Genomic DNA, 25899 nt, shown 5'->3' on the forward strand with positions numbered 1-25899 from the left:
GATCCCAAGACCTCGGTGGTGAACGGGAACAACCAGGTGCACACCTGCAAGAACGTCTACGTGACCGATGGGGCCTTCATGGCCTCTGCCAGCTGCGTGAACCCCTCGCTCACCTACATGGCATTCACCGCAAGGGCCGCCAACCATGCCGCCCAGGAACTCAAAAAAGGAAACATCTAATGGAAAGAAGATCAGCACTCAAGAACATGGGGATGGCCTTCGGCTACGCCGTGGCGACCCCCACACTGTTAAGCCTGCTCCAGGGCTGCAAGGACAAACCGGCCTATGCGGAATGGACGCCCGGCTTTTTGGACAAGGGACAGGGACAGGCCCTGGCCACCACCCTGGACGTGATCCTTCCCAGGACCGATACCCCCTCGGCCACCGAGGTGAACGTGCACGCCTTCATCGACTCCTATCTGGACGAGGTGATGCCCCTGGACCAAAGGGACTTCACAATGATGAAGATGGAGAAGTTCTATGACAGGGCATTGGAGGGCTCCGGCAAGACGGAGCTGGCGGAGCTGGAGGCGGCGGACATCGAGCCGGTGCTCGCCACCTACCTGAAAAAGCGCACCGACGAGGAGGAACAGGCGCACAACGAGGCGGTGATGAACTACATGCAGGCCATCATGCAGGGGGGCGAGGCCACCCTGGACGACGAGGTGGCGCGCTACACCTTCGCCAACGAGCTCAGGGACCTGGCCACATGGGCCTACAAGTCCTCTGAGAAGGTCGGCGAGGAGGTACTGGCCTACCTGCCCATCCCAGGGGAGTACATCGGCTGTGGGGACCTCAACACCCTTACCGGTGGAAAGGCATGGTCCGAATAGCGACAGGAACATAGAATAACAAAAGGGCCTCCCAAACCGGGCGGCCCTTTTTTTATTCAAAAAAATACCTCGGATGATTCTAATGTGGGGTGAACCTTTTCCGAGGCATTTAATCAATAAACACTATCACATGTACCGTAAAGCCCGGTACTGACTATGATCCACACATCAAGCAGTCATCGTCTGCTTGGCCTTCTTTGGCGCGTGCAATCATTTCTTTCATTTCTTCTGGCGTTAAGGGCTGTATGTCAACTTCCTGTTGACTTACAGACATAGCGTTTACATTTATTTCTTCTGCAGCATTGGATGGGGTTTCAATTTCGGCCACAACAGCCACTGGTTCCTCGCTCTTTTTGGTATTGTCCAGCGTGAATTTAATGGCGTCTACCGCGGCTTTTGTTCTTAGGTAGTACATACCTGTCTTCAATCCGCTTTTCCAAGCATAGAAGTGCATAGAGGTCAATTTAGCATAATTGGCATTCTCCATGAACAGGTTCAAGGATTGGCTCTGATCAATGAAATATCCTCGTTGACGGCTCATGTCGATGATATCCTTCATGCTGAGTTCCCAAACGGTTTTATAAAGCTCCTTGATGTCTTGTGGAATGGCATCGATATCTTGTACCGAACCGTTGGCACGCATCAATTCCTGTTTCAGATTCTCGTTCCAGAGTCCCAGTTTTACCAAGTCTTCCAACAAGTGCTTGTTCACCACAATGAATTCCCCGGAAAGCACTCTTCGGGTATAGATGTTGGAGGTATAGGGTTCAAAACACTCATTATTCCCCAAAATCTGCGAAGTGGAAGCAGTGGGCATAGGAGCGACCAACAAGGAGTTCCTTACCCCATGTTTCAAGACATCCTTTCTCAATTTATCCCAATCCCATCTTCCGGATAGTTCGCTGTCCTTTATCCCCCAAAGGTTATGCTGAAACTCCCCTTGGGAAATAGGTGATCCCTTGTAGCTGGAATAGGCCCCATCTTCCTTGGCCAATTCCATGGAAGCGGTGACCGCTGCAAAATAGAGGGTCTCGAAAATTTCTTGGTTAAGCTTTTTGGCCTCATCACTGGTGAAGGGCAATCGCAACATGATAAAGGTATCCGCTAATCCTTGGACACCCAAACCAACAGGTCTGTGCCTCATGTTGGAATTTCGTGCCTCTTCCACAGGATAAAAGTTCCTATCGATTACCTTGTTCAGGTTACGGGTGACTTGTTTGGTGACACGGAAAAGTTCTTTATGGTCGAACTCTCCATTCTTTATGAACATGGGAAGGGCTATCGAGGCTAAATTACATACGGCCACCTCATCCGGGGAAGTATATTCCAAAATCTCCGTACAAAGGTTGGAGGAACGGATAGTCCCCAAATTCTTTTGGTTACTCTTGCGATTGGCGGCATCCTTGTAAAGCATATACGGGGTACCTGTTTCGATTTGGGATTCCAGGATTTTTTCCCAAAGGTCCCTTGCCTTTATGGTCTTTCTACCTTTGCCTTCGGCTTCGTATTTTAAGTAACGGGCCTCAAATTCTTCACTATGGGAATCGAACAAGCCTGGGCATTCATTGGGGCACATCAATGTCCATTCGGCATCTGCCTCTACCCTTTTCATGAACAGATCGGGAATCCACATGGCATAGAACAGGTCGCGGGCACGCATCTCCTCTTTTCCGTGGTTCTTTTTCAGTTCCAAGAAGTCAAAAATATCGGCATGCCAAGGTTCCACATAAATGGCGAAACTACCCTTACGTTTTCCGCCACCTTGGTCCACATAACGGGCTGTATCGTTAAAAACCCTGAGCATGGGAACAATTCCGTTTGAGGTACCATTAGTCCCGGCGATGTAGGATCCCGTGGCCCTAATGTTGTGTATGGACAACCCGATACCTCCTGCAGATTGCGAAATCTTGGCAGTCTGTTTCAAGGTGTCGTAAATGCCATCGATGCTATCATCTTTCATGGCCAAAAGAAAGCAGGAAGACATTTGCGGTTTTGGGGTGCCGGAGTTGAACAGGGTCGGGGTGGCATGGGTGAAGTACTTTTTGGACATCAACTCATACGTTTCCACTGCGGAATCCAAATCATCCAAATGGATGCCCACGGCAACCCTCATCAACATATGTTGGGGACGTTCGGCAATCTTTCCGTTGATCTTCAACAAATAGGAACGTTCCAAGGTTTTAAATCCAAAGTAATCATAGCCAAAATCACGATTGTAGATGATGGTGGAATCCAGCTTTTCAGCATTCTCGGAAATGACCTGGTACACTTCATCCGAAAGTAACGGGGCTTTTTTTCCTGTTCTTGGGTTCACATATTCGTAGAGGTCCTTCATGGCTTCGGAGAAGGACTTTTTAGTGTTCTTGTGTAGGTTGGAGACGGATATCCTAGCAGCTAGCTTCGCATAATCGGGATGTGTTGTGGTCATAGTGGCGGCGATTTCCGCAGCCAAATTGTCCAATTCCGAAGTGGTAACCCCATCATACAGTCCCTCGATGACCCTCATGGCCACCTTTACCGGATCAACAAGACCGTTGAGTCCGTAACAAAGTTTTCTAACCCTGGCCGTGATCTTATCGAACATGATCGGCTCTTTTCTCCCATCTCTTTTAACTACATACATAGTGTTACTCGTGTTTTAGTCGTTGTTGATTTGTTCCTTAGTACTGTTAAAAAATTAACATTTTAAAATAAAGGCCATGAAAACCCTCTAAACCTATGGTTAGGAGGGCTGCAATTTTCTAATGATCAAAAATCCGCGTCGAAACTAATCTTCTGGGAATCGGAGTCCTTCTCTTTGTTCAGCACCCCTGCCTTTTGATATTCCGATACACGTTTTTCAAAGAAATTGGTCTTCCCTTGGAGGGAGATCATGTCCATGAAATCGAATGGATTGGTGGCATTGTACACCTTTTCACATTCGAGTTCCACCAACAATCTGTCCGTTACAAACTCCAAGTACTGGGTCATTAATTTGGCGTTCATCCCGATCAGGCTCACTGGTAGTGATTCGGTAATGAACTCCCTTTCTATATTGAGGGCATCCACAATGATGTCCTTGATACGTTCTTTTGGTACCTTGTTCACCAAATGTTTATTGTGTAGGTGAACGGCAAAGTCGCAGTGCATCCCCTCATCCCGAGATATCAACTCATTGGAAAAGGTTAGGCCGGGCATCAATCCCCGTTTCTTCAACCAGAAGATGGAGCAAAAGGCGCCGGAAAAAAAGATTCCTTCCACCGCAGCAAAAGCGATCAAACGTTCGGCAAAACTTGGTGATTCTATCCATTTAAGGGCCCAATCGGCCTTCTTTTTTATGGCAGGAAAATTTTCAATGGCCTTGAACAAGGTGTTTTTTTCCTTCTCATCCTTTACATAGGTATCGATGAGCAAAGAATAGGTTTCTGAATGGATGTTCTCCATCATAATCTGAAAACCGTAGAAGAACTTGGCTTCTGAAAACTGCACTTCGTTCACAAAGTTTTCGGCAAGGTTCTCGTTCACGATACCATCCGAAGCTGCGAAAAAAGCAAGTATGTGCTTGATGAAATACTGCTCGTCCTCGTTCAATTTGGTATTCCAATCGGTAAGGTCTTGATGAAGATCGATCTCTTCGGCGGTCCAAAAGCACGCTTCACATTTTTTGTACCATTCCCAAAGGTCATGGTGTTGAATGGGAAAGATTACAAATCTATCCTTGTTTTCCTGTAATATGGGCTCAATTGCTTCGGACATGTTGTTCTTTATATCGTTATTTAGTTTGGAAGGAGGTTTCCTCTTGAACAGAGGAGACAAATATTTAAAAATGTTGGTGAAAAGTAAAGGGGCAAACCCGAAAACGGGAGCAAAGTTTTTAACACTCAATGTTGAAATCTAGGATGGCCAAGCGTGGGCGAAGGGCTGATGAAATCAGGGATCGTGGAAAGATTTCTCAGCGCAAAAAAAAGACCAAAAAGTATATTTGAAGATACCTTTTGGTCCAGCCTTTATGATGAACGTGCATATGATTAAGATATTACCAAACAGTACGGCCTCTCCAAGTTGTGCCTTGACAATCCTTTATTGTTCTAGGTAGTTCCCCCGAAACCTAAAATCAATTCCAGATTTGGCCAAACTGAAGATTTTGTCTTGCAAGCGGTTTCCTATAATCAAGAGAATGGTTGCTCTGGCCGTACAATTTTTGGTAATACAATATGTTAAGAACGTTGGTTGTGAGATGTCATTTTTTGGCAACGACATTGTCCCAGTCGGATCGAATCTTGATTTGCTTGTGCTCCGATACCGCAGCAAAAACCAAGGCAACAATCAAAATCACAAAAAGAATTATACATTTTCTCATCTCAATACATCTTTTAGTGTCCCCTAATTTTTGGTAGCGCCAAGATAGATAACAAAAATTCTGGGCCATGTTGGGTATGTATGAACGGTCGCTTTTTGTGTATAATTGGTTTTGGGCATTTTCCCAATCCGATCCTGTACACCCAATAATTCCGTTTTTTGTCCCAAAAGCTGACATTTTTCACATGATTTTGCATTTTCTACCAGTTATACGCGTTAAATGTCCATTAGCACATAATTTTAGATCTGTATTAAGAATAATCCTAAATTTGAAATAACGTATACCTACACCATATGTTGGAAGCCGTAATTGTTGACGACGAGATCAAGGCACTTCAAAGCCTAAGTTGGGAATTGACCAATTTGAGTGATGAGGTGGATATTGTTGCGTCCTTTACCGATGCCCATGAGGCATTGGACTATTTGGAGCGCAATACCCCCGATTGCCTTTTCTTGGACATTGAAATGCCGGCCATGGATGGTTTTCAGTTTATCAAAAACCTGAAGAACAAGGATTTCCCTGTAGTGATCACAACAGCTTATAACCAATATGCACTCCAGGCCCTCAAGAACGAGGCCATCGATTATTTGCTCAAACCCATTGATACGGATGATCTTGAAATTACCATTGCCAAGATCAAGCGACACAATGCCAAGAATCTGACCGTTGAACGGCTGGAAAAAATTCTATTGAATTTCAATGCTGAGTCTCACAGCAAAAAAATCACCATAAATACTGACGGTAAATTGGTCTTTCTGAACAGCGATGAAATTCTGTTTGCCGAATCCGACGGAAATTATAGTACCATCTTTTTAAAGGATGGGCAAAAGATCCTGCTCACCAAAAAATTAAAGGAAGTCAATGCGCTTTTGCCTGAAAATAGTTTTTTCAGAATCCACAACTCTTATATCATTAACCTCAACAAGATCAAAGAATTCCTAAAAACCGATGGCTATGTGGTTTTGGAATCCAATCATAAAATCCCTGTCTCCCGGCAAAAAAAATCCGACTTTTTGGATATGCTGTAACCATCCCAAAACCCTGTGGCCATAATAAAGTTCAAACAAATCGACCACCTACATCGAGTACAAAGAACAACTCTGTTTTTTTTGTTTGCTCTTCTTACAACTATTGCCTCAAACGGTCAAGACATTCCTGAAGGCTTTAAGGAAAAAGCAGAAACCCTTGCGCAACTAAGGCCCAAAACCTATGAGTCCATAGACGAGGAACTCGACCAGGAAAAAAGGGATACCACCTTATTGCGCTATTTTGCCGCCATAAGCAAGGAAAACGATTACTTGGAAGGCGAGGCCTACGCCTTGAACCAATTGGGAATGAAGTACAGGAACTATTCCCAATATGAGAAATCGGTCCAGTTGCACGAACAGGCCCTGGAACTATCGGAAAAAGCGAACAATACCGAGATGCGGGTATTGAGCCTGAATATGTTGGGAGTTGTTTACCGACGCACCGATGCCATAAAGACGGCACTGGATTATCACCAAAAGGCACTTGAATTGGCCGAACAGGTGGAAAACCCATCGGATCATATCAAAAGGAGCATCAATGTGGCCTTGAACGGCATTGGGAACCTTTACCAGACCTTGGAACAGTACGACTTGGCCATTATGCAGTTTCGCCGTGCCTTAAAACTGGAAGAGGAACTGGGCAACAAACTAGGTCTTGCCATCAACCACCAGAACATTGGCCATTGCCTTGAAGAAAAGGGCGATTTGGATGCTGCACTCGAAAATTATCGAAAATCACTGGCCTATAATGAAGAAATCAACTCAGATATTGGACGTGTGATCTGCAAGAACAGTTTGGCACAGATCTATCTGAAACAGGATATGCCCTATGCCGCCTTGGTACTTTTGGAGCCCCTACATGACGAATCCAAAAGAATCGGTGATTATTTCATCGCCTCATCGGTCTTCATCAACACTGGTTGGGCACATACCAAATTGGGGAATTACGAAAAGGCCCATGATTTTATTGCGGAAGGCCTTGAAATGGCCAAAACCAGAAATCTCCCCAGTAGCATCCTGTACGGGTACCAAAAAATGTCGGAACTGGAGAATGCCCGAGGTGATTATAAAAAAGCGTACGAATTTTACAAAAAAGCAGATGAGTATGATGCCGAAATATCCAGTGCCACCAACCTACGGTACATGAACGATATCATCGTTAGGTACGAAGCGGACAAAAAGAACAACCAAATTGCCGTACTGGCCAAGGAAAACGAGATCGTTAGGCTAAGGTTGAAGAAAAACCAGACTACGCTGTTGGTGAGCGCATTGATCGTTGGGCTCATTTCTTCCATTCTTTATATCCTGTACCGACAATATCAGAGCAAAAACGAAAAAAGGGTACTTACCTTGGAACAGAAAATGCTCCGCAGCCAAATGAACCCCCACTTTTTGTTCAACTCGTTGAACTCCATCAAGCTTTACATCATCAACAACGAGCAAAAAAATGCGGTGCACTACTTGAACAAGTTCTCAAAACTGGTCCGAAAGATTTTGGAAGCCTCTTCACAACGGGAAATTTCCCTAGCAGAAGAGTTGGAGACCGTGGAGCTTTATATGAACATCGAGAATATTCGATTTTCCAATGAAATCGATTTCAGCATCAATGTGGACAAGGATATCTACATCGACAATATTAAAATCCCTTCCCTTACCCTACAACCATTTCTAGAAAACTCTCTTTGGCATGGACTGTCTCCCAAGGAGGGCGACAAGAAAATACAGATACGGGTTAAAAGAAAAGACCAAGGGCATGTAACCATCGAAATCATCGACAATGGGGTGGGACGAACCATGGCCGAAGCCAACAAAGAGAACAGGGTACTCAAAAGAAAATCAGTGGGTATCCATATTACCAAGGAACGACTAGCCAATTTCTCCAAGGATTACCAAAACAAATTTGATGTGGACATTGTGGACCTCTTCGACGAAAATGGGAATCCCAATGGAACCAAGGTCATCTTGGACATCCCCACTATTTAGGATTGCCCTTGGCAACCTCTTCCAATTCGTTGTACCATGCCTTACCAAATTTTCTGATCAGGGCATCCTTCACGAATTTGTATATGGGGACTTTCAACTCCTTGCCCAAACTGCATGCCGGATCACATATTTCCCATTTGTGATAATTTACCGCCGTAAACTCGGAATATTCCCGGGTCCGAACAGGGTACAGGTGACATGATATCGGCTTTTTCCATTTGGTAACACCATCTTCATAGGCAGCCTCCAATCCACATTTGGCTATCCCATCCTCCGAAAACACCACATAGGCACACTCATTGTTGTTCACCAAGGGGGTTTCCCATTCACCATCCTCTCCCTTTACAAAGGCACCTTGTTCCTCTATGGTCTTTATACCTTCGGGGCGTAAATACGGTTTAACATCCTGATAAACGTTCACCAATTTATCCGTTTCGGAATCCTCCAAGGGCGCCCCATACTCCCCACCTACACAGCAGGCTCCCTTACAGGCATTCAGGTTGCAGACAAAATCGTTTTCCAAGATCTCTTCGGATACGATGGTTTTTCCTATCTGGAACATACAGCTCAGTTTTGGGACAAAGGTAGTCCAAAACCCAAAATTTGACATTTTATAAACTTTTTAATGTCATCCAAAAGGTTTTTTTACACGTACATTTGCTGTCCGAAAAAAATAGGTGCCATGAATTTCAACTTTAAGGAAATAGCTACAGCGGGAATGATCCTTTTTGCCGTGATCGATATCTTGGGAAGCATCCCGATCATCATATCGCTAAGGAACAAGGTAGGTCACATACAATCGGAAAAGGCCTCGATTGTTGCTGCCTGCATTATGGTGGCGTTTTTGTTCGTTGGGGAAAAGATCTTGAAGCTCATCGGTATCGATGTGAACTCCTTCGCCGTGGCCGGTGCATTCATCATTTTCTTTCTGGCCATTGAGATGATCTTGGGGATTACCCTATATCGTGACGATGTGCCGGAGACCGCTTCCATCGTTCCCATTGCTTTCCCTTTGATCGCTGGTGCAGGAACCATGACATCACTTTTGGCCCTTCGCGCCGAATATCATGTGGAGAACATCATTGTTGCCATTCTACTAAACATTATCTTTGTATATATCGTTCTTAAATCCAGTGCGCGAATAGAACGGGTGTTGGGCAAAAATGGACTTAACATCATCCGAAAGGTGTTCGGTGTGATCTTGATGGCCATTGCGGTAAAGCTTTTTGCCTCCAACATCAACCAATTGCTCGAGCACGGATATTAAAACAGTGTCATGAATAAGACCCTTAGTATCATCCTCATCATTTTGGCCATGGGGCTCATCGCCTATAATGTGACCTTAGTGGATTTTGAAAATCCGTTCCATGGCGATAGTACCATTGCCCTCATCGGCATTGTGGCCTCGTTGTGTGCCATCGTATTGCTGCTGATCTTTATGACCTCCAAAAAGATTGAAAAGAAGCTGAAGTAAGATTCGATCAAGGTTTGACCCTAACGGCTCCTACTTGGGATGGGTCTATTATGGCTTCATCCAGTTGTTTTACCTTTTTCAGCATGGGATCAAAATCCCCTTTGATTTGTGCGGACATGTTGGGCGAAAACAATTGCTCTGCAATATTTGCCTTCAGATAGGCCTTTATCTTATCCTCATAGGCATAGAAATCCAACCTTACCTTTCTATCCAACACAAACTGGATAAAACGGTCAAAAAGGATGTCGTCTACCTTGAATTCATCCAAAAATTGGTTCTGGGTATATTCGGCATAGCGTGTCCTGTCCTCTTCCAAATGTTCAAAAACAAACCTAGCGAAGAATTGGTAGGTGTCATCCATGCTGTCTATGGCCTCTTCCTCATTGCTGCCTATGGGCACGAATACATCGGGAATGATCCCACCACCACCGTAGACCACTTTCCCTTTTGGGGTCACAAATCTTAGGGAGTCCGCTACCTTAATGCTATCGGCCGATACAAGCTCCCCGCTGGAATAGCGTTCCATGAACTTTTTATAATAATCGTGGTTACCGTTCTTGTATGATTTTTGGATGGAACGACCCGTGGGCGTGTAGTATCTGCTTACCGTCAACCTGACCGCAGAACCGTCCCCGAGGTCCATTTCGCGTTGTACCAAACCTTTGCCGAAAGAACGTCTTCCCACAATGGTTCCGATATCGTTATCCTGAAGGGCTCCTGCGATGATCTCGCTGGCAGAGGCCGATCGCTCGTTGATCAGCACATATACGGGTTTGTCCTCAAAATCTCCTTTGTCGGTAGCGTACGCTTTTTTTATCCTTCCCTTTTTATTTTTGGTGAACACGATCAATTTGTCCTCCCCTAAAAATTCATCGGCCAGTTTTTCTGCAATGCCCAAATATCCACCGGGATTGTCCCTAAGGTCGAGGACCAATTTTTCGGCCCCTCTCAATTTTAGTTTCTTGAGGGCATCCTTAAATTCATCAAAGGTGGATTCCGCAAAACGATTTATTTTGATGTAACCCATATCACCCGTTAGCATGTAGTATGCATCCACGCTCCTGATCGGTACACGGTCACGGGTCACGGACATGTCCAATACCTTGTTCTCGGATTTTCTAAAAACCTTCAGGTTCACCTTGGTCCCTATTTTTCCTTTTAAAGTGGAAACCACATCGTCATTGGGTATCCTCCTGCCGTACAAGGTATCTTGATCGGCCATTAAAATACGGTCACCAGGCCTTATACCGCTAATGTAGCTGGGCCCGTTCTTTATGGTCCTGATCACGGTGATGGTATCCCTAAACATATAAAAACTGACGCCGATACCGGCAAAATCCCCCTTCATGCTCTCAGCGACCTCGTTCATTTCACTCTTGGGAATATAAACGGAATGGGGGTCCAATTTGCCCAATATGTTGTTGACGGTCACATCCACAATACTGTCCGTATCTATTTCATCCACATACTCATAATCGATATAGTCGATGAGTCTGTTGAGTTTATCCTTTTTGGAATTGGTGGAAAAGAGTTTTTCCGGTGAATCGTTGAAGTGGAGTTTGCCCCCTATAAAGATGCCGATGGCTACTGCCAGTGCCAACAAGGTGGGCCAAATATATCCGTTGATCTTTTTCATAATAGCAATATGGTGTTTAGACCATTTCTTCCAAAATGGGCAAATGGAGCACTTCTACCCCAGCCCGCTCCAAGAACTTCAATCCGGAGTCATCTTTATAAGCTTGTTGGTATACCACACGTTTTATGCCAGCTTGGTGAACCAACTTGCTGCATTCCCTACAAGGGGACAAGGTAATGTACAAGGTAGCCCCCTCACAGGACTGGGTTGAGGATGCCACTTTCAATATGGCATTGGCCTCAGCATGAAGCACATACCATTTGGTATAGCCTTCATCGTCCTCACAAACATTCTCGAAACCTGTTGGGGTCCCGTTATACCCATCGGAAATAATCATTCTATCCTTTACGATAATGGCCCCCACCTGCCTTCTTTTGCAGTAGGACAGTTTACCCCATTCCTGGGCCATCCTTAGGTATGCCTTATCGTACTTTTCTTGTTTGCTCTCCTTCATAAATCCATGAATAAGCTGATAATTAAATAAATATACCTGCTTTGGAAGATCCTTACAACCTTATTCGATTAATTTTAACGATGCCCTCACTTGGGAAACGTAGCAATGAGCAAGGGTATTGTAATGGCAATGATCAAAATTGAGGCCGCCGCAATAAAAATGCTCCGTTTTACCTTCAACAGATCCAATACCACAAAAGCTATGCCCAAAACTATCAGGATAATGGTCACCTGTGACAGTTCTATTCCCGTGGCAAAACCTAAAAGCGGTGTAACCTTGTCTTCTTCTTCTGCCATCAACATCTTGAAGTAATTGGAAAAGCCAAAACCGTGGACCAATCCAAAAAATCCGGTGGCCACATAATGCAATAGTTCACCAATATTCACCCCTTCTTTGAACATGTAGGTAAAATTGAACAAAGCCGTCACCAAAATGGTCACTGGAATCAAGAACTCTATGAGTCCCACATCCACAGTCACGACTTCATATACGGATAGTGCCAACGAGGTACAATGGGCCACGGTAAAAATGGTCGCCAACACCAATACATGCTTCCAATTTTTGAACGTAAAGGGCACCGCCAAGGCCGATAAGAACAAGATATGGTCATAGGCCCCAAGATCCAACACGTGGTGAAGCCCCATTTTAACGTAGAAAAAAAACTCTTGCATAGCTTCTTGATTATGAAATTCCTCGCTCCTTTTGAATGGTCTCGTAGGCTTTTTGTACTTCCTTGAACTTTTCCTCCGCTCCTTTCCGGATGGCCTCATTTTCGGTCACCACACGATCGGGATGGTATTTTTTTGCCATGTTACGATAGGCTTTTTTCACTTCATCATCCGTGACACTTCTATCAATTTCCAAAATTTTATAGGCATTATCGGCAGATTTCACGAACATGGCCATTATGCTTTCAAAATCATGTGCGCCCACTCGCAAATAACCGGCTATTTCCCTCAGCTTTTGGACTTCGGAGGAGCTCAATTGCCCATCGGCCTGTGCAATACCGAACAAAAAATGTAACAATTGTAATCGGACCTCGTAACGGGTGCGTTGTACCATATAGGCACAGATACGCTCCGCGGAAACCTCTCTTTTTTTGATGACTTCGTTGAAGGTTCGGAAAATGGCGTTGGCCCTTTCCTTTCCATACGTGTTCAAAAAATACTGCCTTACATAATCTAACTCGGTTTGGTTTACCTTGCCGTCGGCCTTTATGATGATGGAGCACAGGGAAAGGAGGTTCAATTCAAAATCGGCAGGGGAAACGGTCTGTTTGCTGGCATTCTGGAACACCGTACCGCCTCCGCTGTTGGAACTTCCCCAACTATCCAGAAGGCTTCCCACGATAAACCCCAGAACAGCTCCCGGAAACCGAAATACAAAATAGCCGAGAAAGGCGGCCACCCATTTAATCATCCTGCAAATTTTAAACCCCAAATATAGGGCTTTGCTCAGTAAGCAAAGCTTTAAGCAATGTTAAGGGTGGTGAAAAAAACCATACAATACCGTATCTTTGGAATCTAATTAAAAATAAGCCTATGTATCCCGAAGAATTGGTAAAACCTATGCGCGCAGACTTGGCCAACGCCGGGTTTGAGGAACTACATACAAGTGAGGCGGTAGAAAACGCCCTAAAACAGGAAGGAACCACCTTGGTCGTGGTCAATTCGGTTTGTGGATGTGCCGCAGCCAACGCCAGACCAGCAGCCAAATTGAGCCTACAGAATGGTAAAACACCAGACCATTTGGTGACCGTTTTTGCCGGGGTTGATATGGACGCCGTGACAACTGCAAGAAACCATATGGTCCCTTTTCCTCCATCGTCGCCAAGTATGGCACTTTTTAAGGATGGGGAACTTGTACATATGATCGAAAGACATCATATTGAAGGTAGACCTGCTGAAATTATTGCAGAAAACCTGATGGAAGCATACGACGAATTTTGTTAATGCTTTCGATTATATAGAAAAGACAGACCACCCTTAAGGGTGGTTTTTTTATTTTTACGCTTAACTAAAATTAAAGTCGCGGCCGTGCTCAAATTGCTTTCCTATCCATTGACCGTTCTGTTCTTCATCTGTTTCGGATTGGTCTTGGTGATTTTCCATCCCATTCAATGGTTTTGCCTAAACGTTTTTGGATACGATGCCCATAAAAGGAGCGTTTCCATCCTCAATTGGTTCATTATGTTGTGCACCGGTATTTTGGGAACCCGTTACAAGTTTGAAAACACACATGACATCCCTACGGATAGGCCTCTGATCATTGTGACCAACCACCAGAGCATGTACGATATTCCCCCCATCATCTGGTTTATGCGAAAGTACCATCCCAAGTTTGTGAGCAAAATAGAACTCGGTAAAGGGATTCCGAGTGTTTCCTTCAACCTAAGGCATAGTGGATCTGCTTTAATCGACAGGAAAGATCCCAAACAATCCATTGAAGAGCTCCAAAAACTGGGAAAATATATCCAAAAGCATAACCGAAGTGCGGTGATATTCCCAGAAGGTACCCGAAGTCGGACCGGGGCACCCAAACCTTTTAGAACCACTGGACTCAAGGTGTTGATGAAGAACGCGCCTTCGGCCTTGATTATACCTATCAGTATAAACAATTCATGGAAATTGTTAAGATATGGCAAATTCCCCATGGGACTGGGCTCCTATGTACAGTTCAAGGTGCATGCCCCAGTAGAAATCCAAGGAAATGCAGATGACGTTATCGCTGAAGTTGAAAAACAAGTTGTTTCGGGAGTAAATACCGCATCATGAATCAAGACCAATTGGTACAAAATACTGTTCATTTTGTGAAAAAAACCCTTTTGGAAGCCGAGGGCGGTCATGATTGGTTCCATGTCGAAAGGGTATACAATACCGCAAAACTTATCTTGAAAAATGAACGGGCAGATGTCTTGGTAGTACAACTATCGGCCCTACTGCATGACATCTCGGACCCCAAATTCCATGATGGGGATGAAACTTTGGGGCCTAAAATGACCCAAGAATTTTTGAGGGGTCAAAATACTTCGGAAGACACTATCGACCATGTAGTGAAAATTATTCAACACATGTCGTTTAAAAATAGTCTGGACAAAAACCAAGGAGCATTTACTTCAAAAGAAATGGAGATTGTTCAGGATGCCGATAGGTTGGATGCCATAGGCGCCATCGGTATAGCAAGGGCCTTTAATTACGGAGGATTCAAGAACAGGGCACTGTATGACCCTGGCATGCCCCCGAACCCCAATATGACCAAGGAAGAGTACAAAACTTCCAATGCCCCCACCATCAACCACTTTTATGAAAAACTGCTCTTGCTAAAAGATGGCATGCACACCGAAACCGGAAAAAGAATTGCCCAAGAAAGACACCAATTTATGCTTGAATATCTGGAGCAATTCTACAAAGAATGGAATGGTAGGGAATAACTTTCTCCTAAAAATTTAGACCCCTATTTTTTCTGGGATAAACCTCGTGTCAGCCAACCTCTTCTATTTGCCGTAGCTATGGCATAAGGTGTAATCCAAAACAATCCGAAAGTATAAAGGATACTATACGAATAGGCCCAAAAAGATTCTGACAGTTGATACCGCTTTGCGTAGAACAATACCGGGAAAGTGGTCACAACAAGAATGCTGGCCAATGTGGAACTGATGAACAACAATGGGTGCGACAAAATGAAGAACAGCATGAACAGCAATAAAGGATAGCTCATAACAATATGAAGGAATTGGCTCAAAAACAGAAAACGCGTTCCGGATTTTGGGCCCTTACGAAAGCTTTTGAACACATATTTTGACATTTCTATATTCTCACGGACATTGCTCCTACCCCATCTAATGAACATTTTGTAGAGTCCACGATATTTTTCGGGAACATTGGTATAGCAATAGGCATTCCTTTGGAACAATACATGATGGCCCTGCTTTAGAATCATGTTGGTCATGGCGCGGTCCTCGCCAATATCCGAGGGCTTACCCATAAAAGTTTGGTTGATCCAATCGGGCAAACAGGCAAAAACTGCCGAACTTCTATAGGCAGCCAAGGCACCTGGGGTACAAAGAACAGAGTTCAAACTGCTCTCTGCAGACCGAACAAATTCAAAACTAAGAACAAAGCTCACATCCAACATTTTTGGCAATAAGGCTTTTTCGTTGTTCAACACTCTAATATTGCCGGCAACTGCACCACATTCCGGATTGGTGACAAAGGGGCTTACCAAATTGCGCAAGGTGTCTCTTTTTACTATGGAGTCACTATCAACAGTAACAAAAACCTCTCCCGTACCTTCATTGAAACCGCGGTATAGTGCATGCCGTTTTCCTTGGTTCTTGGATTGTTTGTATATGACCAAACAATCTCCCAATTCCCTTTTGGCCTCCTGTATCCAATGCCATGTATCATCTTGACTTCCATCGTCCACGGCAAGTAGCTGCAATTTTTCCTCGGGATAATCATTTTTGGCAAGGCTGATCAACGTATGGTAGACTTGTTTTCCTTCATTATAAGCCGGAACAATTACGGTACAAGTGGGCAGTTCCTCATCCGATACAGAGGCTATGGCCTTATATTTAAAGTACCTGTACACCGTATATAGAAAAAAGCCGACCCTGAAGAAAAGCAAGGCCCCTGCAAAAACCATAAAATAAAGACCCAATGTGGATCCCATTCGTTCCAAGTTGAACTGTTCAAAATCGCCCTGTAGGATATATACAAGATAAGCAGAGCCCAACATAAGCACAAAAGTGCTACCCAGAACAAAGACACCCCAAGCATCCGCTGTTTGGAAAAAAGTCCTGATTCTTTGTTTTAGATGAAATCCCTTTTGTTTTTTATACGCGATATGAAGATTATTATTTGCGTTTTTTTGCGATTGGTTATATACAGTGTTTCCCATGTGTCCTATTCGTAATTTTTTTATTTGTTGGGATGTACGTTCTCATTCCCTTTTTAGATGCTTTTTCATGATTTTTTAACGTAATAGGCACATAACCGATTCTAAGAGGCACCTTAATTGCAGATCAAATTGATGGAATCCGTGGCAAATCCCATGATCTTTTTCTCTTTTTCGTATCTTGCTAGGACATAATCAAACTAAACAAAATGCAAAGAAGAAATTTTTTGAAAAATGCCGCCGCTGCCTCGGCTGCATTCTCTATTGTTCCCAGCTATGTATTGGGCAAAACGCATGTACCACCAAGTGATACTTTGTATGTGGCCGGCTTTGGTGTTGGTGGCAGGGGCAACAGTGTAATTAATGGGTTGAACGATACCGGTCGCGTAAAATTCGTGTCGTTCTGTGATGTGGATGCCCGCCGTGCCAAGGAAACTTTTGATAAGTTTCCTGATGTACCCCGCTACAAAGATTTTAGAAAGGTATATGATGAACGATTGGGCGATATTGACGCCATAATGGTGGCCACACCCGACCATATGCATGCTACCATAGCATTGCCCTTTATGCGCGAGAAAAAACACGCTTATGTTGAAAAACCCTTGACCCATAATATTTACGAGGCCCGTTTGATGACCAAAGTGGCCAAGGAAAATGGCATCGTGACCCAAATGGGGAACCAAGGTGCCTCAAGTGATGATAGCCGAATTGCCCGTGAATGGGTAGAATCCGGCATTATCGGAAAAGTACATACCATTGACTGCTGGACCAACCGACCTGTTTGGCCACAAGGAGTTCCCATGCCTACACAAAAGCAAAGGGTTCCCAAGGAATTGGATTGGGACCTTTGGTTGGGCGTAGCCGCTGATAGGGATTACAATGAAGCCTATCTTCCCTTTAAATGGAGAGGTTTCTGGGATTTCGGTACAGGTGCTTTGGGCGATATGGGCTGCCATATTATGGAAACTCCTTTCAGCGTGTTGGATTTGGGTTACCCAAAAGAAGCCGAGGCCAGTTGTACCACGGTTTGGGTGGGTGATTTTGTAGAAGCCGATTATAGCCATTCCTGTCCTCCATCATCCAAAATACATTTGAAGTTTGACCATGAAGACCATGGTGAAATTGCCCTTAACTGGTATGATGGCGGTATCAAACCTGACCTGCCGGACGAGTTGAAGGATGGAGAGACCATCGGTGATTCTGGAGGTGGAACCGTAATGTACGGGGACAAAGGCATCTTGGTTTGTGATACCTATTCCAGAAATGCACGACTGTTGCCTTCCGATATGATGGATCTGTATAAAGCTCCGGCTCCAAAATACCCAAGGGTACCTGGTAGTGTGGGCGGACATATTGCAAACTTTGTGGATGGTTGCCAAAACGGAACCCCTACCTCTTCCAACTTTGAAAAAGCTGGGCGATTGACCGAAACCGTATTGATGGGCAACCTTGCTGTAAAAGCCTACCAGTACAAAGAGTTGAAACCGGGCAAAAAAGCCACTGATTGGGATCCATACGATTCTCCAGGAAGGAGAAAGCTTATGTGGGATGGTGAGAACATGAGAATCACCAACTACGATAAGGCCAATGAATGGGTCACCAGAGAATATAGAAAAGGTTGGGAATTGAAATGATTTTCTCCAATCATAATAAAAAGCCACCTAAAAGGTGGCTTTTATATTTTATAAAATTATTATGGAATGCTGACACTAGAACAATTTCATCTGGCTATCTTTGTATTGCTGGTGCAGGTCCATGTTCAGTTTTGGAAATACTTTATCCCCAAAATACCTCTTTCTGGCCAAATGTGCCATTTTATGGATCTGTTCGGCTATCTTCCCCTCCCCTCTGGTACGGACTCCAAATCGACTATCGTTTACTGAACCTCCATGACAATCTTGGATCTGGTGCAATACTTTTTCAGCACTATCGGGCATGGTCTTTTTTATCCAATCGGCAAAGATTTGACCAATGGCACCGTTCAACCGGACCACGGTAAGACCGAATGAAAGGGCCCCGTATTCGGAAACCTTTTTTGCCAAAGGCAACAGTTCATGACTGTTTATCCCCGGAATCATAGGGGCCAACATAGCATTTACGGGAATCTTGTTTTCCGATAAAAGCCGAATGGTTTCCAATCTTTTTTGGATGGATACCGTTCTGGGCTCCAATATTCTTCGTGTTTTTTCGGAAAGCGAAGTGACCGATACGTTGACCCCTACCAACTGATGGGCATTGAGTTCCTTCAAGATATCCAGATCCCTTAGAATAAGAGCGTTTTTGGTGATAATGCCCACGGGATGCCTATATTTTAAAAACACCTCCAGACATTTCCGGGTAATTTCGAACTTTTGTTCCGCGGGTTGATAGCAGTCCGTGTTTCCGGACAGGACAATGGTCTGGGCCCCCCAATTTTTGTGTTTTATCTTGGCTTCCAACAAGGTTGGGGCCGATTTCTTCACCAAAATCCGTCGTTCAAAATCAAGACCGGCACTGTAGCCCCAATACTCATGGGTGTTTCGCGCATAGCAATATATACAGCCGTGCTCGCACCCTTGGTAGGGGTTCATGGAATACATCATACCCACATCCGGGCTATCCACTTTGTTTACAATGGTCTTGGGAAAAATGGGAATGTATTGGGTCCTATTGCTCTCTGCTTCTTCCCCTTCCAAACGACAAAACTCCAAAAAGTCCTCCCGCATTTCATACACATGTTGTAGAAATGTATTGGGTGTGTTTTTCTGTGCACCTCTCCCTTTAATAAATTCACTGGATGACATTTTTTGGATTTATTCCAAATATATGGGATATTTCCTTTTATTGGATTTGAATCAAAAAGTTAAAAACTAAAAAAAGCCCCTAAAAAGGAGCTTTCATGTTAGCACGTTTCATGATTGAGAACAGTCATTGGAATCAACCTTACCATCCTTGTTCTTGTCTTCCTCTTGGTCGGCAACACCATTTTTGTTAAGGTCCCAGCATTTGACTTCAACTGCTTCTCCCATTGTAACAATATTACCTGAACCACTTGCTGGCTCGGAATCATAATCTTTGGTACAAGACATTAAAAAAAGTCCAAGGGTCCATAAGCCCATGGTAAGTAGGTTAAGTTTTTTCATGATAATGATTTATAATTTGGGCTAAAATAGACCTGCTTGCCATTTATTTTTATAAGTAGTTGACCTATGGCCTGTTAGGGTTGATGGATTCCGAATACCGGTTGATTGGAAAACAATGACCTTCTTAAAAAACACATTTATGATCATATGGGCTGAAAAGAAAAAACTGGGCCAAAGCCCAGTTTTCCGGTAGTGTTTAGGATCCCTGTTTTGGGAATGGTAATTTAGATGTTATTCAAGGCCGAAGTACTTGGCGACCGCATGGTAATCGTTAGTGTCCACCCCATCGGCCTTTAATTGATCCATGGCGTTTGCTTGAGTGGCTTTGGCACCTGTTGTGTTAATCTCAACGGCAATGATTATTAAATTGATATAGGAACCTGCTGGAACATCAAAACCTACACCATTATAGTCCCTAAATGAAATATATCCACTCGGACTTGAATCTCCATTGGTATAATCAACATCAGACATATAAGAAGCTAAAGCAGAAGCTCCTGGAACTGCATGCACAGCGGAACCCGACCCTAGCACATATTCCAAATAGAAAAGATAGCCATAGTTGGCTCTTTCCTCTGCTGCAATTGGCATATCAAATTGGAAAAGAGAACCTCCTACCCACTCGGTCATATCTATCTTAAAAGCCTGTACATTGGCGTTGCCATCAACGCCATCTTCTCCATTCGTTCCGTTCGTTCCATCTACGCCATCTACACCAGGTATCCCTTGTTCTCCTTTTGGGCCTTGCTCCCCGTCATCACCGGAACAGGAAAACAAACCCATGGCCACTACCAACAGTACCATACCCAATACTTTACTTGTCTTCATATTATTTGTTTTTAATGTTTTGAAAGCCAAATGTATTAAGCCATTTAGCGTGTTTTGAGCACCGATCAACCACAGTGCCCTATCAGTTGATGGATGCCCTTTTACGATTGATTCATCCTTATTAGCTATCAAAGAAAAAGCCCCTTTTCAGGGGCTTCTTACAAAATATGGGTAATCACTAATTGGCCTTTTTCATCTCCAAATACCTATATAAAGGAGCCATTTTTTCTTCGTAGCTCATACTGTTCCAATCATCCTTGCCATTAGAAATGGCGCTCTTTGCAGATTGACTGTCAACCTTTTCAGTTTCAATGACCAATAACGGCCTTAAATCTTCCAAACTATTTTCACTGGCGATAATACTCATACTGCCTGATCCCACATCTGTGGTATTTGGATCAAGTCTTAAACGGATACCTTTGTTGGTATTGGGACTACAAATCCAATCCTTTACAACACTTCTTGGCAGCAAGATAGGAAACCATCCATAGGCAGATCCCTGTCCCTTGGGTAATAAAAATGGATAGTCGTCAGACCCAATAGGTCCGGCCCATTGCTCGCTTTCCGCTCCATTATCGCCCCAATCCTCGCTGCTATTGGCCATTGACCAGGAGACCTCACTTTCCACAAAATAGGGGTCTTGATTCCCATAAAACCCTGCCTTAATGAACAAGTTGTCATAACTCTGATTGATATAATTGGAGATATAAACATACAAAGTTGCCTTGTTTATATAAAATGCATCCTCGCAGGTTTCACCTTCATTTACCAAAGCAGAGGTAAGTGTTTCATCAATACCATCAAAACGCAATAAAGCTCTACGTTCTGCTATTGCCAATCCATTGTTGGAGTAATACAATGACATTAAATCCTCATTGACACCTACCCCATCCGTTATAACACTGGCGTCGTTGGTTCCGGCATAATCCTTAAAGCCGTCCTGGAAATAAAAATCCATATTGGGTTTGTCCTCCCCAGGCACACCTTGTTCCCCTTGGACCCCCTGCTCACCTTGGGCTCCTTTTTCGCCCTGTGGCCCTTGTTCCCCGTCATCACCTGAACAGGAAACCAAACTCATTGCCATAGCTAGTACGGCGATACTCAATAATTTACATGTCTTCATAATATTTTTTAATTTGGGTTATTACCAAGCCAAAAGTAGGCTGCACAAACAGGTAATCTGGACCCAAACTTACCGATGCTCCCTATGGTTTGACGGATGGGGCATGGGAATTGACATGAATCCTATTTTGTAATCTTTTTCTTTCTTTTTATAGGTTGAACCCAATAAAAAAGGGCTTCCCGCGGGAAGCCCTTTTTCTATGTTTTATGGTCTTTTTATTTAAAATCTACTTTTACCAATTGCTTTTTTCCTCCCCGTTTGGCATAGAAAAGCATCTTATCCGCCGCTTCATCCTTTAACGGCATGGAAACCATAAAGGGCAATCGGGCCTCTTGTTGGTCAATGATCTTTTCATAATCCATAACGCCGTTTTCATCCAATGAGATCATGAATACATTCCGGTTTCGGCTCAATCCCTGCTTAAAGATCAACCTTTCATTATTGATCAACTGTGGGTTTTCGGCTGCCGTACAGATGAAGAAGTACGTTTTTCCGTCCTTGCAATAAGAACTGTAGGAGGCGTAGGCACCATCGCCTTGGGTAACCTCTGTTTTATTGATGTTCCTGGCCCATTCCATGTTGCCGTTCGGTGCAAGCTTCACACTAACAATGTCGTTGTAGTGGTAACGTTCAATTTTTACACGTTGTCCCGCTCCGGTGACCTCAAGGCCCGTACTCACAAAGTACTCTTCCGCATTGAAGAAAATTTCCTCGCTTGGAGTGACCTCCACTCCTTTGAAGACTAAGTTTTTGATGTCCTTGTCCTCTTCCCGACCAAATTTATCGTCCATGAATTGCTGGGAAAAAGGATTGTAGCGCTGGGAGCGGATGTCCAAGGTATTGGGATCCAAATCAAAATAAGCGATACCATTGTACCTGTTGTCCTTTCTATCGGCATAGAATCCTACACAGACCAGTCTGTTTTTCAAGAGGATAGGATACAACGCCTCTGGATACTTGCCAGGATCCACAAAGGATTGGGTCTGATTGCTATTTTGGGTGATCTTGATCAGTTCATATTGAAACTTGCGTTCATCAACCTGAAAACGCTTCTTCTTGAAATAGGCCTTCCCAACAATGTAAGCGGTCTGCAAGTCTTTGGAAAAAGCAACATTCTCAAAAGCATAGTTCTTTTCTTCGATCTCATCAGAAAAATCATATTCAAAACGCTTCTTCAAGGTAGTATCGAACAAATGGATGATGTGCTTTTCCTCTTTTCCCTTTTTATGGTGGGTACTGATAATGAACCCCGTTTTATCCTCATTGAACAAGATTGCTGTGGTAAACCCATTGGAGAAATTTCGATTATAGTAGTTTTTTCCCACGGGATCGTTCACTTCTTCCGAAGCAATGGAAAGCAGTTTTTCCGTCCTGAAATTGAACTCGAAGATTGGACTTCTGTGTACCCAATACTCATATTCTCCCTTATCATAATTATAGTTGAGGAACAACAGGTTCAGTTGTCCATTCTTGAGAAAACCATTTACAAAGTCCAGGCCCTTGAGCTTGTAGTTGTATTCCGAAACCAGTTCAAGGTCGCTGTTGTAATGTTCAATGAGATAGCCTTTGGGCCTAAGGATCAATCCTTGGTAGTAGGCCCTTACCAATATGTAGCCTCCTGTACCATCTTCATCAATGGTCATAAGGTTGGAATAGCGGTACCTATCATTGTATTTTTCACCAAAATCATAGCTCACGGGCATTTTTTGGGCAGATGCCATTATTCCCGCAAACACTAGGCAAAGTAGAAGAATCTGTTTTTTAATCATGGTCTGGCTTGGTTAAGGCTAACGGTCATGATCCGGGGAAATCTGCTTTGCGTTTTTCCAAAAAGGCAGTTGTGCCTTCTTTAAAGTCGTCCGTACCAAAGCAATGGCCAAAGGCATCTATTTCCACGGCATAGCCATCGGCGTCATACTTAAAACCTGCATTTACCGCTTTTATTGCATGTTTTATGGCCACAGTGGAATTATTCGATATCCTGCTCGCCAATTTCTCGCAAAGTGGTAATAATTCCTCGGGAGAAACCACATGGTTTACCAGTCCGTAGGCGAAAGCTTTGTCCGCATCGATCATACTGGCCGTCATGATCAATTCCATGGCCCTACCCTTGCCGATGAGTTGTGGCAAACGTTGTGTACCCCCATAACCCGGGATTACACCAAGGGACACTTCCGGAAGCCCCATTCTTGCATTGCTGCTCGCCACCCTAAAATGGCACGCCAAGGCCAGTTCCAATCCACCACCCAATGCAAATCCGTTAATGGCGGCAATGACAGGAGTTGTTAAGTTCTCAATCAGATTGAACAGGTTCTTTTGTCCCATGGCCGACAATTGCCTTCCTTCCTTCACCGAAAAATGGGCAAACTCTGAAATATCCGCACCTGCAACAAATGCTTTTTCCCCGGTACCCGTAATAATGATCACCTTGATCTCGGGGTCCTCATCCAATTCCTTGAAGGCCACGTGAAGCTCCTCAATGGTCCTTTTGTTCAGGGCATTTAGTTTGGTGGGCCTATTGATGGTAATGGTGGCCCATTGCTTTTCTTCCTCGATGTAGATGTTCTCGTATTTCATAAGTACTATTTTGAAGGAGGTCGGAGATTTTTCCAATCACATATTATCTTTTTTATTCCTTGGGAAATCGGATGGTGAACACCGTTCCCTTTCCAATCTTTGAAGTAAAGTTAATGGTTCCCCCATAGTTTTCCACTATGTTTTTAACCATTCCCAAACCGAGTCCGGTACCACTGGATTTTGTGGTAAATTTGGGCTCGAAAACCTTTTCCCGGTTCTCGTCCAAGATGCCCACCCCATTGTCCGCTACCGAAATTTTCACATGGGGGCCTTCGGTGGCCACAGTGACCAAGATTCTAGGCGACTCCACATCGGGTACGGCCTGTATGGCATTTTTTACCAAATTGGTAATGACACGGATCAATTGGGTGCGGTCCAACTTCGCAATGATCTCCTCTTCGTCCGCGATGAAATGGATATAGTCCTCATTAAAGATTTCCAAGGCCAGTCTTACCACTTTCACCACGTTCAATGTCTCGTTTTGCTGTGCGGGCATATCTGCAAAACTCGAAAACGCGGTGGCAATATTGCTCATGGTATCGATTTGCTGGATCAACGTCTTGGAAAACTCGTTCACCTTCTTTTGGATGTCGGGATCATTGGGGTCGAATTTCCGTTCAAAACTTTGTACGGTCAGCCGCAGCGGTGTCAATGGGTTCTTGATTTCATGGGCCACTTGTTTGGCCATTTCCCTCCAAGCCTGTTCCCTTTCACTTCGGGCCAATTTTACGGCACTTTCCTCCAACTCATCTATCATACGGTTGTACGAATCCACCAGTTTTGCAATTTCATCGCCTGGATTGGCCAAATAGATTTTCTCATTCTGGCGGGTAAGGTTGGTCCTGTTGATCTTATCGGATATGGTCTGTAGTGATCTGGTGATATATTTTGAAATGAAATAGGCCAATCCGATCGCCAGGATCAGCATTAAAAGATAGACCATCCCCAATCGGAAAAGAAATTCCTTGAGCTCCTTGTTGTTGAAAGTGTTGTCCTCAAAATAAGGCAGGTTCAAGATACCGATGGGCTTAAATTTGAGATCGTTGATATAGGTATACGTCGCCTGATAGTTATCCCCAGCGGCGCGTTTCTCCTCCACAAACCTCGATTCCCCAGTGTCTCTCAGGTAATTCAAAACATTGGAGTTTAGGCAATTGGCTATGGAGTCCGCCTCAAAACTCGGTCGTGAACTTTTGATCAGGTTACCTTCAAGGTCGTATATGTTGAAGTTAACGTTTTCCACATTCGCGATCTTGTAGATCTCGTCCCTAAAAATGAGTCCTAGATTCTCGGTGTTCACGGGGTATGTGGTTTCCTTTAGCACATAGGATATGCTCTTGAGGATCTGTTCCTCCTTTCGCTGCAACCTATCGTCATGATAGTCCTTGCCTTGTTCTTTATATTGATAGATGGTTATCCCCGCGATCAACACAGAGGCAATGACCACCAAGGTGATCATACCAAAGAAAATACGGGACCGTAGGGATAATTTAGTGAACAATACTGCCTGATTTGATGATAAATGTAATCAATTATCGCGCCAACCAATGACAAGGTACAAGTTCAAACACAAGCTCAAGTTCAAAAACGAGTCAAAGTGAAAAAG

General features: G+C 44.0%; 25 protein-coding genes. 10 read left to right on the forward strand and 15 right to left on the reverse strand.

Going from position 1 to position 25899, the window contains the following annotated elements; translation table 11 throughout:
• Together D2V05_RS08865 and D2V05_RS08870 are read left to right on the forward strand one after the other, a co-directional pair.
• Positions 1-180: GMC oxidoreductase (locus D2V05_RS08865; protein ID WP_147378257.1), on the forward strand; the 180-nt coding region annotated here is incomplete at its 5' end.
• Positions 180-833 (forward strand): gluconate 2-dehydrogenase subunit 3 family protein, encoded by a 654-nt coding sequence (locus D2V05_RS08870; protein ID WP_119647253.1) that lies wholly within the window; start codon positions 180-182, stop codon positions 831-833. The genes D2V05_RS08865 and D2V05_RS08870, both read left to right, overlap by 1 nt.
• A gap of 154 nt (positions 834-987) precedes the next feature.
• Here the strand turns inward: D2V05_RS08870 and D2V05_RS08875 are convergent, their stop codons facing one another.
• A complete protein-coding gene (locus tag D2V05_RS08875; RefSeq protein ID WP_119647254.1) occupies positions 988-3456 on the reverse strand; it encodes a ribonucleoside-diphosphate reductase subunit alpha in 2469 nt (822 codons plus the stop codon).
• A gap of 125 nt (positions 3457-3581) precedes the next feature.
• Complete coding sequence (locus tag D2V05_RS08880) at positions 3582-4568, reverse strand: ribonucleotide-diphosphate reductase subunit beta (protein ID WP_119647452.1); 987 nt, start codon at positions 4566-4568, stop codon at positions 3582-3584.
• Between the two features lie 897 nt (positions 4569-5465).
• Here D2V05_RS08880 and D2V05_RS08890 point away from each other — a divergent pair.
• Together D2V05_RS08890 and D2V05_RS08895 are read left to right on the forward strand one after the other, a co-directional pair.
• Positions 5466-6200, forward strand: coding sequence for a LytR/AlgR family response regulator transcription factor (locus D2V05_RS08890; protein WP_119647256.1), 735 nt, complete (start codon positions 5466-5468; stop codon positions 6198-6200).
• An 81-nt stretch (positions 6201-6281) separates the two neighbouring features.
• On the forward strand, positions 6282-8183 hold the full coding sequence (locus D2V05_RS08895; RefSeq protein ID WP_235855420.1) for a tetratricopeptide repeat-containing sensor histidine kinase: 1902 nt from the start codon (positions 6282-6284) through the stop codon (positions 8181-8183).
• Here the strand turns inward: D2V05_RS08895 and D2V05_RS08900 are convergent.
• Positions 8176-8745: a DUF3109 family protein gene (locus tag D2V05_RS08900; protein ID WP_119647258.1), complete on the reverse strand. Its 570-nt coding sequence runs from the start codon at positions 8743-8745 to the stop codon at positions 8176-8178. The genes D2V05_RS08895 and D2V05_RS08900 overlap by 8 nt on opposite strands.
• Before the next feature lie 120 nt (positions 8746-8865).
• Here D2V05_RS08900 and D2V05_RS08905 point away from each other — a divergent pair, with 120 nt between their 5' ends.
• Both D2V05_RS08905 and D2V05_RS08910 read left to right on the forward strand, forming a co-directional pair.
• Positions 8866-9450 (forward strand): MarC family protein, encoded by a 585-nt coding sequence (locus D2V05_RS08905; protein ID WP_119640701.1) that lies wholly within the window; start codon positions 8866-8868, stop codon positions 9448-9450.
• A 9-nt stretch (positions 9451-9459) separates the two neighbouring features.
• Positions 9460-9657: a hypothetical protein gene (locus tag D2V05_RS08910; RefSeq protein ID WP_119647259.1), complete on the forward strand. Its 198-nt coding sequence runs from the start codon at positions 9460-9462 to the stop codon at positions 9655-9657.
• Positions 9658-9664: 7 nt separating this feature from the next.
• Here the strand turns inward: D2V05_RS08910 and D2V05_RS08915 are convergent, their stop codons facing one another.
• The 4 genes from D2V05_RS08915 to D2V05_RS08930 form a co-directional block, all read right to left on the reverse strand.
• Positions 9665-11293, reverse strand: coding sequence for a S41 family peptidase (locus D2V05_RS08915; RefSeq protein WP_119647260.1), 1629 nt, complete (start codon positions 11291-11293; stop codon positions 9665-9667).
• A gap of 16 nt (positions 11294-11309) precedes the next feature.
• On the reverse strand, positions 11310-11747 hold the full coding sequence (locus D2V05_RS08920) for a deoxycytidylate deaminase (RefSeq protein ID WP_119647261.1): 438 nt from the start codon (positions 11745-11747) through the stop codon (positions 11310-11312).
• 86 nt (positions 11748-11833) lie between these two features.
• On the reverse strand, positions 11834-12418 hold the full coding sequence (locus tag D2V05_RS08925; protein WP_119647262.1) for a HupE/UreJ family protein: 585 nt from the start codon (positions 12416-12418) through the stop codon (positions 11834-11836).
• A 10-nt stretch (positions 12419-12428) separates the two neighbouring features.
• The gene (locus tag D2V05_RS08930) at positions 12429-13166 is read right to left on the reverse strand and encodes a TerB family tellurite resistance protein (protein ID WP_119647263.1); all 738 of its coding nucleotides are present in this window, start codon (positions 13164-13166) and stop codon (positions 12429-12431) included.
• Positions 13167-13288: 122 nt separating this feature from the next.
• On the opposite strand from D2V05_RS08930, the gene D2V05_RS08935 reads away from it, so the two are divergent.
• The 3 genes from D2V05_RS08935 (at position 13289) to D2V05_RS08945 (ending at position 15177) form a co-directional block, all read left to right on the forward strand.
• Positions 13289-13699 carry a BrxA/BrxB family bacilliredoxin gene (locus D2V05_RS08935; RefSeq protein WP_119640688.1) on the forward strand — a complete coding sequence of 137 codons (411 nt, stop codon included), beginning with the start codon at positions 13289-13291 and terminating at the stop codon, positions 13697-13699.
• Positions 13700-13783: 84 nt separating this feature from the next.
• Positions 13784-14521 (forward strand): lysophospholipid acyltransferase family protein, encoded by a 738-nt coding sequence (locus D2V05_RS08940; RefSeq protein WP_119647264.1) that lies wholly within the window; start codon positions 13784-13786, stop codon positions 14519-14521.
• Positions 14518-15177 carry an HD domain-containing protein gene (locus tag D2V05_RS08945; RefSeq protein ID WP_119647265.1) on the forward strand — a complete coding sequence of 220 codons (660 nt, stop codon included), beginning with the start codon at positions 14518-14520 and terminating at the stop codon, positions 15175-15177. The genes D2V05_RS08940 and D2V05_RS08945 overlap by 4 nt, the downstream gene beginning before the upstream one ends.
• A gap of 23 nt (positions 15178-15200) precedes the next feature.
• Here the strand turns inward: D2V05_RS08945 and D2V05_RS08950 are convergent, their stop codons facing one another.
• The gene (locus D2V05_RS08950) at positions 15201-16646 is read right to left on the reverse strand and encodes a glycosyltransferase family 2 protein (protein ID WP_119647266.1); all 1446 of its coding nucleotides are present in this window, start codon (positions 16644-16646) and stop codon (positions 15201-15203) included.
• A 206-nt stretch (positions 16647-16852) separates the two neighbouring features.
• Here D2V05_RS08950 and D2V05_RS08955 point away from each other — a divergent pair, with 206 nt between their 5' ends.
• Positions 16853-18277 carry a Gfo/Idh/MocA family protein gene (locus tag D2V05_RS08955; protein ID WP_119647267.1) on the forward strand — a complete coding sequence of 475 codons (1425 nt, stop codon included), beginning with the start codon at positions 16853-16855 and terminating at the stop codon, positions 18275-18277.
• Positions 18278-18352: 75 nt separating this feature from the next.
• Here the strand turns inward: D2V05_RS08955 and D2V05_RS08960 are convergent, their stop codons facing one another.
• The 7 genes from D2V05_RS08960 to D2V05_RS08990 all read right to left on the reverse strand — a co-directional run bounded on the left by D2V05_RS08960 (position 18353) and on the right by D2V05_RS08990 (position 25752).
• Positions 18353-19426, reverse strand: a complete 1074-nt coding sequence (locus D2V05_RS08960) for a PA0069 family radical SAM protein (protein ID WP_119647268.1) — start codon at positions 19424-19426, stop codon at positions 18353-18355.
• A 108-nt stretch (positions 19427-19534) separates the two neighbouring features.
• Positions 19535-19765: a hypothetical protein gene (locus D2V05_RS08965; RefSeq protein WP_119647269.1), complete on the reverse strand. Its 231-nt coding sequence runs from the start codon at positions 19763-19765 to the stop codon at positions 19535-19537.
• A 231-nt stretch (positions 19766-19996) separates the two neighbouring features.
• Positions 19997-20593: a collagen-like triple helix repeat-containing protein gene (locus D2V05_RS08970; RefSeq protein WP_119647270.1), complete on the reverse strand. Its 597-nt coding sequence runs from the start codon at positions 20591-20593 to the stop codon at positions 19997-19999.
• Between the two features lie 178 nt (positions 20594-20771).
• The gene (locus D2V05_RS08975; protein ID WP_147378258.1) at positions 20772-21716 is read right to left on the reverse strand and encodes a collagen-like protein; all 945 of its coding nucleotides are present in this window, start codon (positions 21714-21716) and stop codon (positions 20772-20774) included.
• Between the two features lie 215 nt (positions 21717-21931).
• Complete coding sequence (locus tag D2V05_RS08980; RefSeq protein ID WP_183114811.1) at positions 21932-23485, reverse strand: hypothetical protein; 1554 nt, start codon at positions 23483-23485, stop codon at positions 21932-21934.
• A 25-nt stretch (positions 23486-23510) separates the two neighbouring features.
• Positions 23511-24293 carry an enoyl-CoA hydratase/isomerase family protein gene (locus D2V05_RS08985; protein ID WP_119647272.1) on the reverse strand — a complete coding sequence of 261 codons (783 nt, stop codon included), beginning with the start codon at positions 24291-24293 and terminating at the stop codon, positions 23511-23513.
• Between the two features lie 52 nt (positions 24294-24345).
• Entirely contained in the window at positions 24346-25752 is a 1407-nt protein-coding gene (locus tag D2V05_RS08990; protein ID WP_119647273.1) for a sensor histidine kinase, read from the reverse strand.
• Positions 25753-25899 lie beyond the last annotated feature (147 nt).

This window comes from Flagellimonas pelagia, assembly GCF_003584135.1.
Taxonomy (GTDB): Bacteria; Bacteroidota; Bacteroidia; order Flavobacteriales; family Flavobacteriaceae; genus Flagellimonas; species Flagellimonas pelagia.